Here is a 9,399-nt window from a genome sequence, read left to right on the forward strand (position 1 = left end):
AAAAAATTCTATAGGTTCCTTGATCTAATCTTGCCTTTTTTAAGCAAGCCGTCATGATGGTGCATTTTAAGCAATGCTTCAACTTGGCTCATGGTATCCAAGTCAACACCAACCAAAATAAGCAGTGAAGTTCCGCCCATCAACATCGAAATATTTCTGGGGAAACTAAATGCCCACTGAATTACAGTAGGAAGTACCGCAATTGCAGCCAAATAAAGCGAACCGGGCAATATCAACCTGTTTAAAATCTTCTGTAAATATTCTTCAGTTTTGTCGGTTCTGATTCCCGGAATCGATCCGCCGTTTTCCCTTATTTGTTTTGCTATTTCCGTGGGGTTAAGTGCAACCTGTGTATAAAAGTAAGCAAAGAAAACAATCAAAACAACATATAGAATGTTATAGCCCCAGCCGTCTGCACGCAAAAATCTTGCAACTGCAGCCAACCAAGAAACATTCGGACCCCACATCTGTGAAAGCATGAGGGGGAAGGTCAAAAATGACGAAGCAAAAATGATGGGGATAACACCTGAAGGGTTAATCTTGAACGGAATATAGGTATTCTGTCCGCCATACATTTTTCGGCCGATAACGCGCTTTGCATAATGAACCGGTATTTTGCGCTGACCTTGTTGTTCGTAAACAACCAAGGCTATGATTCCGACAAACATTGCAAAAGCAATAATTACGAACACAAGGTTCAATTCGTTAGTGCTTACAAGCTTGATCAATTCCCAAACAGCCTGAGGAAGACGGGCAACGATACCTGCAAAAATCAACATTGAAATACCGTTTCCGATACCTCTTGCAGTAATCTGCTCACCCATCCAAACGGTAATCATGGTACCTGTTGTTACCGTAACCATCGTAATAAACAAGTGTAAAACAGGACTTGAAATTACAACGGCACCCGGAATTGCTCTGGCCCATGTACCGACAGCGGAAGATTGAAGAAGGGCAACAAAAACGGTTATGATTCTTGTCCAAACCTGAATCTTTTTGCGTCCTCCGTCTTCTTCCGCTATTTTTTTAAGGCGCGGGAAAATAATCATGGCAAGCTGCATCAATATCTGAGTCGAAATATAGGGCATTACACCGAGCATAAATACCGAAAAGTTCGAAAATGCTCCTCCGACAAAGAAGTCCATGTGATCTGCAAAAGCATTTCCCTGACCTTGACGGAAATACATTGTAAGAGCCCTAGGATCGATACCGGGGATGGTGAGTACCGAACCTAAGCGGAAAACTGCTAAAACTATGATCGTAAAGAAAATACGGTTTCGTAAATCCTTTATTTTGAACATATTTGCAACTACATTATTAGCCATTTTTTACCGCCTTTTATGCTTCAGACTGAACTATTGTTCCGCCTGCCTTTTCTATTTTTTCCTTAGCTGATGCAGAAATCTTATCTACATCAACCGTCAATTTTTTTGTTATATCTCCTGTTCCCAAAACTTTAACATAAAGAGAACCTTTTCGGAGAAGCCCTTTCTGCATTAAGGACTCTTTGTTTACGGTTTCACCATCGCTGTACTTTGTTTCGAGCATGGTAAGGTTTACAACATAGAATTCCTTTTTAAAAGGATAGTTTGAAAATCCTTTTTTTGCAACACGTCGGTACAAGGGCATCTGACCTCCTTCAAAGCCGGCATAAACCTTGCCGCCTGAACGGGCTTGCTGACCCTTATGTCCCTTTCCGGAGGTTTTACCCCAGCCGGAAGAAGAACCGCGTCCTACAATCTTCTTTTTATGAGTTGCTCCTGCAGGAACAGTTAAATTAAATTCGGACATTAGTTTAACTCCTTAACTTCAACCAAGTGAGCAACGCGTTTTACCATACCTAAGACGGCAGGATTTGCATCATGCTCAACTGTGGAATTAAGCTTTCTTAATCCCAAAGAGCGGATAGTCGAACAAACCGGCTGCTTTTGACCGATTGTACTTTTTACTAATTTTACACTAATTCTCTTTGCCATTTACTTACCCCCATACATCCAAAAGGGTTTTTCCGCGGTTTTTAGCAATCTTTTTGCCGTCCATCAAAAGACTTGCAGCATCAAAGGTTGCCTTAACTACGTTTACTGCGGAGCTTGATCCCAAAGACTTTGAAAGCAAGTCGGTAGCACCGGCAGCTTCCATAATAGCACGGATTGTACCGCCTGCGATAATTCCCGTACCGGAACAAGCAGGGCGCAAAAGAACTTCAGAGCCCTTGAACTTGCCTTGAACCTCATGAGGAATCGTACCGTTTTTAAGCGGAAAGGTTACCATATTGGCTTTTGCCTTTTCGATACTCTTTCTGATAGCATCGCTTACATCATTTGCCTTACCGAAACCGTATCCGACTCGTCCTTTTTGATCGCCGACAACAGTCAGAGCAGAAAAGGAGAACCTGCGTCCGCCCTTTACAACCTTAGCTGTTCGGTTCAATTTAACAAGCTTTTCAACATATTCTTTATCGGTATGCTGGTTATCTCGTTTTGATTCTTTTTGATGACTCATAACCTCTCCTAAAACTTAATTCCTGTTTTTCTTGCACCGTCGGCAACGGCCTTTACAACACCGTGGTAAAGATATCCGTTCCTGTCAAAAACAACAGTGTCAATATTTTTTTCCTTGAGGCGCTTGCCGATTTCTTCACCGACCTTTGCCCCAGATTCAACATTAACCTTAAGCGATCGAAGATCTTCTTCCATCGTAGAAACGGCAGCCAATGTCTTGCCCTCTACATCGTCAATAACCTGAACCGAAATGCGCTTATTGCTTCGGAAAACGGTCATGCGCGGGCGTTCTGCAGTACCGAAAATAGACTTTCGAATGTGCATCTTTCGCTTAAATCTTTTTCTATCTTTATCATTACGTTTTTTGTCCATAATACTACCCTTACTTTACACCGGACTTACCGACTTTTCGCTTGATGATTTCGTCTTCGTAACGAATTCCCTTGCCCTTATAGGGTTCAGGGCCTCTCAACTTTCGTACCTGAGAAGCAAACTGACCGACTGCTTCCTTTGAATTTCCGGAAATAATAACCTTTAACTGATCAACCTTTACTTCAATTCCTTCAGGAATAATAACTGAAAAGTCGTTTGAATAACCTAGGGCCATTACAAGGAGTTTGCCTTGAACTTCAGCTCTATAACCTACACCATTGATTACCAAGGTTTTTGTAAAGCCTGTGCTTACGCCGGTTACCATGTTGCTGAGAAGGCTTCGGTATAAACCGTGATAAGCCCTTGTCTGAAGGGCATCATTTTTTCTTGTTACAAGAACATGGTCGCCTTCAATCTTAAAGTCAACAGCTTCGGTATGATAGCTTTGTGAAAGTTTTCCCTTGGGGCCTTCAACGGTAAAAGTACCGTTTGCAACATTTACTTTTACACCTGCAGGAATAGCAACAGGCATTTTTCCAACTCTTGACATATTGCTCCTCCTACCAAACCTTGCAAATAAGCTCGCCGCCTACTTGGCTTTCGCCGGCAGCTTTTCCGGTAATGATACCCTTTGAAGTCGATACAATAAGAGTACCGTAGCCGTTAAAAACTCTCGGTAAGCTCTTATAACCTAAATATACTCGGCGGCCGGGTGTTGAAACTCTTTCGATTCCGTGAATAACCGAAGATTCTTTATCATCGTATTTTAAGAATACACGGATATTGCTTGCCCCTTCTTGGGTCATCTTTTTAAAGTTTTTAATATACCCTTCCGATTTAAGAATACTGATAATTTCCCATTTCATTTTTGAAGAAGGAACATCAACCGATTCGTGACCGGCGGAAGCAGCATTTCTAATTTTAGTGAGCATGTCTGCTATTGGATCTGAAACACTCATTATCTACCTCCTACCAACTTGACTTTGTAACGCCGGGGATTTGCCCTTCGCTTGCTAATTTTCTAAAACAAACACGGCACATCTTGAATTTTCGCAGATAACCTCTGGGGCGTCCGCAAACCTTACATCTGTTATACTGTCGTGTCGGATACTTCGCTTTTCTGTTAGCTTGATTAATTTTTGCAACTGTAGCCATGAAATCCTCTCTTACTTTCTAAAGGGCATACCAAACTTTGCAAGAAGCGATCTTGCCTCTTGATCAGTCTCGGCAGAAGTTACTACGTTCACATTCAATCCCGAAATACGTTCGATCTTGTCGAAGTCGATTTCGGGGAAGATGATCTGCTCGGTAATACCCACTGAATAGTTTCCGCGACCGTCAAAACCGTTCGGGTTAACTCCGCGGAAATCCTTAACACGCGGCAAAGCAACATTGATAAAGCGATCTAAGAATTCATACATTCTGGCACCGCGTAATGTTACCATTGCCCCAATCTCATTTCCCTCACGAAGTTTAAAGTTTGCTATACTCTTTCTTGCCTTTGTTTTCACAGCTTTTTGACCGGTGATTGTTTCAAGGTCAGTTACTGCAGCATCAAGTAGTTTCCTATTCGTGAGAGCTACACCAACACCCATGCTTACTACGACTTTTTTAAGCCGAGGAATTTGCATAACAGAACTGTAGTTAAATTCCTTTTTAAGCTCGGGCATGATTTGTTCTGTATAGACTTTCTTAAGCCGAGGTACGTAATTACTCATTATAACGTTTCTCCACACTTACGGCAAACTCTTATTTTTTTGCCGTCCTTTATTTCGTATGCAATTCGGGTTTTGCCGCATTTTTTGCATATAATCATAACATTGGATGCAGATATCGGAGCTTCAATTTCTACAATTCCGCCCTGATCCTGCTGGCTTCTTTTGCGCATGGCTTTTTTTATCATATTAAGCCCGCCGACGATAACCTTGTTATCTTCCTGCAAGACCTTTACGACTTCGCCCCGCTTGCCCCTTTCCTTACCGGCAATGATTTCAACACTATCATTGCGGTGAATTTTCATCTTTCCTGCCATAAACTCTCCTTAAAGAACTTCCGGAGCAAGAGAAACTATCTTCATGTAATCATGATCACGAAGTTCTCTGGCTACAGGGCCGAAAATACGTTTTCCCTTAGGGTTTTTATTATCGTCGATGATTACGCAAGCATTATCATCAAAACGAATATAAGTTCCGTCGGGACGACGGTATTCTTTTGAAACACGCACAATAACGGCTTTTTGTACCGCGCCCTTTTTAATAACCGATGTAGGCAAGGCTTCTTTAACTGCCACAACGATTATATCCCCAATACCTGCATATCTGCGTTTTGATCCGCCGATAACCTTAATACATTCGACGAGTTTAGCGCCTGAGTTATCGGCAACGTTTAATCTTGTTTCAACCTGTATCATTTACCTTAACTCCTTGCCTTACTTAGCCCGCTCAATAACTTCAGTAAGCATCCAAGCCTTATCCTTACTGATAGGCTTATGCTCTACAATTCTTACCGTATCGCCGATGTGAGCTGTGTTCTCTTCATCGTGCGCCTTGTATTTTTTACTGCTCGATACGTATTTTTTGTAAAGCTTATGAAGCTTTTTGGTTCGGACTTCAACAACGATGGTTTTTTCCATCTTGTCGCTTGTTACGATTCCGACAAACTCGCGCTTCCCGATTTTTTTTGTGTTTTCTGTTTTTTCCACGGGTTAGCTCCTAATTTGCACCTTCGCCTGCCAATTCTTTTTGGCGGATAAAGGTATTTAACATCGCTATTTCACGACGCATAATTCTCTTTTCAAGAGGGTTATCCAAATGGCCTACCACAGCTTGAAATCTCAAATCCATGTATTTTTGCTTTAGATCATTGCGTTTTGAAACAAGTTCCTTATACGACATTTCTCTGTACTTTGACTTCTTTTTCATTTTAAACGCTCCTTAGTCGGCCTGAATCTGCTCGGCAAACCTTGTCTTAAAGGGAAGCTTGCTTCCTGCCAAGGTCATAGCTTGTTCGGCCAAATTCTTATCAACGCCGGCTAATTCAAAAATAATAGTTCCGGGTTTTACAACCGCTACCCAGTATTCGGGGGCGCCTTTTCCGCCGCCCATTCGAACTTCAGCGGGTTTTTTTGAATATGGTTTATCCGGAAAAACTCGAATCCACAATTTTCCGCCTCGCTTAATCTTACGATTCAAAGCAACACGGGCAGCTTCAATTTGTCTGTTTGTAAGCAAAAAAGGCTCAAGAGAAACTAAGGCGTAATCGCCGAAATCGATGTTGTTGCATCGTGTAGCTTCGCCCTTGATTCTACCGCGCTGAACCTTTCTATGTTTTACACGTTTGGGACTGAATGCCATAATTATTGCCTCCCTGCTTGAGCGGGTTTTTCAGATCGGGGTCTTCTTTGCTTTTTGAGCAAGGCGCCTGCATCTTCTTTTTGTTCTCCGCCAAACATCATTCCGCTGTAAAGCCATACCTTAACACCTATCTTTCCATAGGTTGTATCGGCTTCAGCAAAACCGTAGTCTATATCTGCCCGAAGTGTGTGAAGAGGAACTCGTCCTTCCTTCATTTCTTCGGTTCGCGACATTTCAGCACCGCCTAAGCGTCCTGAAATTCTAACCTTTATTCCTTGAGCACCGGACCTCATCGTATTAAAACAAGCCTGCTTTAATACCTTTCGGAAAGAAGCTCTTCCGGCAAGCTGGCGTGCAACGTTTTGAGCAACTAAAGAAGCCCTTAATTCGGCTCTCTTTACTTCCTTAATCTTAATCTGCACTTTTTTGCCTAGCTTTTTCTGTACAATGGCTCCGATATTTTCGATATTGGCGCCTTTTACACCGATTATAACGCCCGGGCGAGCCGTATGAATCATAATTGTAATCCTCTGGGGATGACGGATGATTTCAACTTCGGCAATGTCGGCATTTTTGCATTCAGGAATTTCCTGAATCATAGCTCGAATTTTTAAATCCTCAAGCAACAAGTCGGCATAATTTCGGGGGCCTGCATACCAGCGAGACGACCAAGTTTTGTTTATACCAAGTCTTAATCCTGTAGGGTTTACTTTCTGTCCCATATCTACTCTCCTGCTCTCTCGTCAACGACAACTGTGATATGACACATTCGCTTTAAGAGAATGTCCGCACGGCCCTTGCCGCGACACCAAATTCTTTTTAGCCTAGGCCCTTCGTCAATCATAATTTCCTTAACAAAGAGCATGTCTTCATCAAGCTGCTTATTTTTGTAAAGAGCATTTGAGGCAGCCGATTTCATTGTCTGAGAAATTAAGACGGCTCCCTTTTGCGGCATATTTTCCAAAATAGCCATTGCTTCCGGATAGGGCTTGTTTTTTACAACATTTGCTACCGGTCTTACCTTGGTAGGTGATGCAATAAGAAATTTAGTTGTTGCTCGATATCCTGTTCTTTCAGTCATCTTCATTCACCTATCTTCCAACCTTCTTGTCAGAGTTTGCATGCTTGCGGAATGTGCGCGTAGGAGCAAACTCTCCAAGTTTATGTCCAACAAGATTCTCGGTTATATAAACCGGAATCCACGTCTTACCGTTATGTACCGAAATAGTGTTACCGACCATTTCAGGTATAATTGTAGAACAGCGGGAATAAGTCTTAATCGGCTTCTTTTTGCCCGATCTGTTCATCTCGTTTACGTTCTTAAAAAGACTCTTTGCAATAAAAGGTCCCTTTTTAACTGATCTTGACACTTTTGCAACCCCCTACTTCTTCTTCTTTCGTCTTGAGACAATGAAGCTATCCGAAGGATTGCGCTTCTTGCGGGTCTTATAACCCTTACAAGGCTGACCCCAAGGAGTAACGGGATGTCGTCCCTTTCCTCGTCCTTCACCGCCTCCGAGGGGGTGATCAATCGGGTTCATAGCCATACCGCGAACGGTGGGTTTAATTCCAAGCCATCTTGATCGACCGGCTTTGCCAAGACTTGTATTCATGTGATCTTCATTGCCGACTTCGCCTATTGTTGCATAACATTTTTTGTTTACCAAGCGAGTTTCTCCGGAAGGCAACTTTATGGTAACATATTCACCTTCTTTTGCAGCAACCAATGCGCCGGCACCTGCCGAACGCGCCATTTGTCCGCCTCTTCCGATTGTAAGCTCAATATTGTGCACGGTAAAGCCGACGGGAATTGCTTCCAAAGGAAGAGCATTTGCAACATCCAATGTAGCCATTTCGCCGCTCATAACTTTTTGACCGATTCTTAAACCCTTGGGAGCGATGATATATCGCTTTTCTCCATCAGCGTAAAAAATCAATGCAATATTTGCACTGCGGTTAGGATCATATTCGATTGTCCTTACAGTGCCCGGAATACCATATTTGTTTCGCTTAAAATCGATTTGTCGGTATTTCTGTTTATGTCCGCCGCCTTGGCCTCGAACTGAAATGCGTCCTCTTGAATCGCGTCCTGCTCTGTTCTTTTTGCCTGTAGTCAAGGACTTTTCAGGCTTTTGAGCTGTAATTTCATCTTTTCGCAAATCAATTCGTCCGCGCAATCCGGGCGTCATCGGCTTATATTCTTTTAGAGCCATTTTGCTATCCCCTTAGCATAAGCACATTAAGGCTTACGCACCTTCAAAAATCTTAATCGTCTCGCCCTTAGCAAGTTTTACGGTTGCCTTTTTCCAAGATGAAGTTTTACCTTCCTTGTAGCGGAGACGTTTAGTCTTTCCTCGAACATTAACAACAGTACAATCGGTAACTTTTACATTGAACAATCTTCGTACTGCTTCCTTTATCTGAATCTTGGTAGCCTTTGGCGCTACTTTGAAAACATATTTGCCCTGCTCGCGAAGTTCTGTGCTTTTTTCGGTAAGAACAGGCGCGATAAGTATATCATTGTATTCCATTATTATTCGGCCTCCTTACATCCGTAAAAATCGGAAAGATTTTTTGCGGCAGATTCAAGCACGATAACTTTTCGGCCGTAGAATAAATCATGGGCTCGAAGGCGGTTATATGCCAAGAATGAAAGATGCGGAATATTGCGTCCTGCTCTTTTTACCAAGGAATCGTCGTCCTTTAGAATAACAACAGTGCGCTCGTCCTTTGCAAAGTTATTTAAAATCTTTACAAGGTCGCGTGTTTTACCGCTTTCTACCGTAAAATCTTCAACAACCACTAACCTGTCGTTCTGAGCTTTAAGGCTCAAAATTGACTTCATAGCCAATCTTTTTGCTTTTTTAGGCATAGAATAGCCGAAATCTCTCGGTTTAGGTCCAAAAATAGTTCCTCCTCCGACTAAAAGAGGGGATTTTTTATCACCGCGTCGTGCGCGTCCTGTACCTTTTTGGCTGTAAGGCTTGGAATTTGAACCGTGAACCTCAGCTCTGCCCTTTGTACAAGCCGTTCCGACTCGTTTATTGGCTAGTTCATTATTGATGGCGTAGTAAATAACATCATCATTTACGGGAAGACCGAACACCTTGTCATCAAGATTAATTGTCCTCAATTCTTTACCATCGACTGAATAGACTTTCTTTTCCATGTCT

General features: G+C 42.4%; 20 protein-coding genes. All 20 read right to left on the reverse strand.

The features are described from left to right. Window positions 1-8: 8 nt before the first annotated feature. From secY to rplD, 20 genes are read right to left on the reverse strand one after another with little or no spacing between them, the layout of a single operon-like run. Complete coding sequence (secY, locus tag E4O04_RS13025; RefSeq protein ID WP_253686817.1) at window positions 9-1,325, reverse strand: preprotein translocase subunit SecY; 1,317 nt, start codon at window positions 1,323-1,325, stop codon at window positions 9-11. Between the two features lie 13 nt (window positions 1,326-1,338). Then, entirely contained in the window at window positions 1,339-1,791 is a 453-nt protein-coding gene (rplO, locus tag E4O04_RS13030; protein WP_253677316.1) for a 50S ribosomal protein L15, read from the reverse strand. Next, window positions 1,791-1,976 (reverse strand): 50S ribosomal protein L30, encoded by a 186-nt coding sequence (gene rpmD / locus E4O04_RS13035; protein WP_253686816.1) that lies wholly within the window; start codon window positions 1,974-1,976, stop codon window positions 1,791-1,793. The genes rplO and rpmD overlap by 1 nt, the downstream gene beginning before the upstream one ends. Window positions 1,977-1,980: 4 nt before the next feature. After that, the gene (gene rpsE, locus E4O04_RS13040) at window positions 1,981-2,502 is read right to left on the reverse strand and encodes a 30S ribosomal protein S5 (protein WP_253677317.1); all 522 of its coding nucleotides are present in this window, start codon (window positions 2,500-2,502) and stop codon (window positions 1,981-1,983) included. 8 nt (window positions 2,503-2,510) lie between these two features. Beyond that, entirely contained in the window at window positions 2,511-2,873 is a 363-nt protein-coding gene (rplR, locus tag E4O04_RS13045) for a 50S ribosomal protein L18 (protein ID WP_253677318.1), read from the reverse strand. A 10-nt stretch (window positions 2,874-2,883) separates the two neighbouring features. Further along, window positions 2,884-3,423, reverse strand: coding sequence for a 50S ribosomal protein L6 (gene rplF / locus E4O04_RS13050; RefSeq protein WP_253686815.1), 540 nt, complete (start codon window positions 3,421-3,423; stop codon window positions 2,884-2,886). A 10-nt stretch (window positions 3,424-3,433) separates the two neighbouring features. Continuing rightward, window positions 3,434-3,832, reverse strand: a complete 399-nt coding sequence (gene rpsH, locus E4O04_RS13055; protein WP_253686814.1) for a 30S ribosomal protein S8 — start codon at window positions 3,830-3,832, stop codon at window positions 3,434-3,436. Window positions 3,833-3,842: 10 nt separating this feature from the next. Beyond that, window positions 3,843-4,028: a type Z 30S ribosomal protein S14 gene (locus tag E4O04_RS13060; protein ID WP_002670020.1), complete on the reverse strand. Its 186-nt coding sequence runs from the start codon at window positions 4,026-4,028 to the stop codon at window positions 3,843-3,845. Between the two features lie 11 nt (window positions 4,029-4,039). Then, window positions 4,040-4,591 (reverse strand): 50S ribosomal protein L5, encoded by a 552-nt coding sequence (rplE, locus tag E4O04_RS13065; RefSeq protein WP_002670018.1) that lies wholly within the window; start codon window positions 4,589-4,591, stop codon window positions 4,040-4,042. Next, window positions 4,591-4,905 carry a 50S ribosomal protein L24 gene (gene rplX, locus E4O04_RS13070; protein WP_253677322.1) on the reverse strand — a complete coding sequence of 105 codons (315 nt, stop codon included), beginning with the start codon at window positions 4,903-4,905 and terminating at the stop codon, window positions 4,591-4,593. Before rplX ends, rplE begins: the two co-directional genes overlap by 1 nt. Window positions 4,906-4,914: 9 nt before the next feature. Next, window positions 4,915-5,283 carry a 50S ribosomal protein L14 gene (gene rplN, locus E4O04_RS13075; protein WP_253686813.1) on the reverse strand — a complete coding sequence of 123 codons (369 nt, stop codon included), beginning with the start codon at window positions 5,281-5,283 and terminating at the stop codon, window positions 4,915-4,917. Window positions 5,284-5,301: 18 nt separating this feature from the next. Beyond that, window positions 5,302-5,574, reverse strand: a complete 273-nt coding sequence (gene rpsQ, locus E4O04_RS13080; protein WP_253686812.1) for a 30S ribosomal protein S17 — start codon at window positions 5,572-5,574, stop codon at window positions 5,302-5,304. Between the two features lie 10 nt (window positions 5,575-5,584). Continuing rightward, window positions 5,585-5,794 carry a 50S ribosomal protein L29 gene (rpmC, locus tag E4O04_RS13085; RefSeq protein WP_253677325.1) on the reverse strand — a complete coding sequence of 70 codons (210 nt, stop codon included), beginning with the start codon at window positions 5,792-5,794 and terminating at the stop codon, window positions 5,585-5,587. Between the two features lie 12 nt (window positions 5,795-5,806). Beyond that, the gene (gene rplP / locus E4O04_RS13090; protein ID WP_002670003.1) at window positions 5,807-6,226 is read right to left on the reverse strand and encodes a 50S ribosomal protein L16; all 420 of its coding nucleotides are present in this window, start codon (window positions 6,224-6,226) and stop codon (window positions 5,807-5,809) included. A gap of 2 nt (window positions 6,227-6,228) precedes the next feature. Continuing rightward, window positions 6,229-6,948 carry a 30S ribosomal protein S3 gene (gene rpsC / locus E4O04_RS13095; protein WP_253708506.1) on the reverse strand — a complete coding sequence of 240 codons (720 nt, stop codon included), beginning with the start codon at window positions 6,946-6,948 and terminating at the stop codon, window positions 6,229-6,231. A gap of 2 nt (window positions 6,949-6,950) precedes the next feature. Beyond that, on the reverse strand, window positions 6,951-7,313 hold the full coding sequence (rplV, locus tag E4O04_RS13100; protein WP_002670000.1) for a 50S ribosomal protein L22: 363 nt from the start codon (window positions 7,311-7,313) through the stop codon (window positions 6,951-6,953). 4 nt (window positions 7,314-7,317) lie between these two features. Next, window positions 7,318-7,596 carry a 30S ribosomal protein S19 gene (gene rpsS, locus E4O04_RS13105; protein ID WP_253677329.1) on the reverse strand — a complete coding sequence of 93 codons (279 nt, stop codon included), beginning with the start codon at window positions 7,594-7,596 and terminating at the stop codon, window positions 7,318-7,320. 12 nt (window positions 7,597-7,608) lie between these two features. Next, entirely contained in the window at window positions 7,609-8,439 is an 831-nt protein-coding gene (gene rplB / locus E4O04_RS13110) for a 50S ribosomal protein L2 (protein ID WP_253677330.1), read from the reverse strand. A gap of 33 nt (window positions 8,440-8,472) precedes the next feature. Then, window positions 8,473-8,757 (reverse strand): 50S ribosomal protein L23, encoded by a 285-nt coding sequence (locus E4O04_RS13115; protein ID WP_002672216.1) that lies wholly within the window; start codon window positions 8,755-8,757, stop codon window positions 8,473-8,475. A gap of 2 nt (window positions 8,758-8,759) precedes the next feature. Next, window positions 8,760-9,395, reverse strand: a complete 636-nt coding sequence (gene rplD / locus E4O04_RS13120; protein ID WP_253686810.1) for a 50S ribosomal protein L4 — start codon at window positions 9,393-9,395, stop codon at window positions 8,760-8,762. Window positions 9,396-9,399 lie beyond the last annotated feature (4 nt).

This window comes from Treponema sp. OMZ 799 (assembly GCF_024181365.1).
Taxonomy (GTDB): domain Bacteria; phylum Spirochaetota; class Spirochaetia; order Treponematales; family Treponemataceae; genus Treponema_B.

Coding starts and splice junctions, on each gene's coding strand:
- secY (WP_253686817.1), bottom strand. CDS start 1,325: ATGGCTAATAATGTAGTTGCAAATATGTTCAAAATAAAGGATTTACGA.
- rplO (WP_253677316.1), bottom strand. CDS start 1,791: ATGTCCGAATTTAATTTAACTGTTCCTGCAGGAGCAACTCATAAAAAG.
- rpmD (WP_253686816.1), bottom strand. CDS start 1,976: ATGGCAAAGAGAATTAGTGTAAAATTAGTAAAAAGTACAATCGGTCAA.
- rpsE (WP_253677317.1), bottom strand. CDS start 2,502: ATGAGTCATCAAAAAGAATCAAAACGAGATAACCAGCATACCGATAAA.
- rplR (WP_253677318.1), bottom strand. CDS start 2,873: ATGGACAAAAAACGTAATGATAAAGATAGAAAAAGATTTAAGCGAAAG.
- rplF (WP_253686815.1), bottom strand. CDS start 3,423: ATGTCAAGAGTTGGAAAAATGCCTGTTGCTATTCCTGCAGGTGTAAAA.
- rpsH (WP_253686814.1), bottom strand. CDS start 3,832: ATGAGTGTTTCAGATCCAATAGCAGACATGCTCACTAAAATTAGAAAT.
- E4O04_RS13060 (WP_002670020.1), bottom strand. CDS start 4,028: ATGGCTACAGTTGCAAAAATTAATCAAGCTAACAGAAAAGCGAAGTAT.
- rplE (WP_002670018.1), bottom strand. CDS start 4,591: ATGAGTAATTACGTACCTCGGCTTAAGAAAGTCTATACAGAACAAATC.
- rplX (WP_253677322.1), bottom strand. CDS start 4,905: ATGGCAGGAAAGATGAAAATTCACCGCAATGATAGTGTTGAAATCATT.
- rplN (WP_253686813.1), bottom strand. CDS start 5,283: ATGATACAGGTTGAAACAAGATTAAACGTTGCCGATAACTCAGGCGCT.
- rpmC (WP_253677325.1), bottom strand. CDS start 5,794: ATGAAAAAGAAGTCAAAGTACAGAGAAATGTCGTATAAGGAACTTGTT.
- rplP (WP_002670003.1), bottom strand. CDS start 6,226: ATGGCATTCAGTCCCAAACGTGTAAAACATAGAAAGGTTCAGCGCGGT.
- rpsC (WP_253708506.1), bottom strand. CDS start 6,948: ATGGGACAGAAAGTAAACCCTACAGGATTAAGACTTGGTATAAACAAA.
- rplV (WP_002670000.1), bottom strand. CDS start 7,313: ATGAAGATGACTGAAAGAACAGGATATCGAGCAACAACTAAATTTCTT.
- rplB (WP_253677330.1), bottom strand. CDS start 8,439: ATGGCTCTAAAAGAATATAAGCCGATGACGCCCGGATTGCGCGGACGA.
- E4O04_RS13115 (WP_002672216.1), bottom strand. CDS start 8,757: ATGGAATACAATGATATACTTATCGCGCCTGTTCTTACCGAAAAAAGC.
- rplD (WP_253686810.1), bottom strand. CDS start 9,395: ATGGAAAAGAAAGTCTATTCAGTCGATGGTAAAGAATTGAGGACAATT.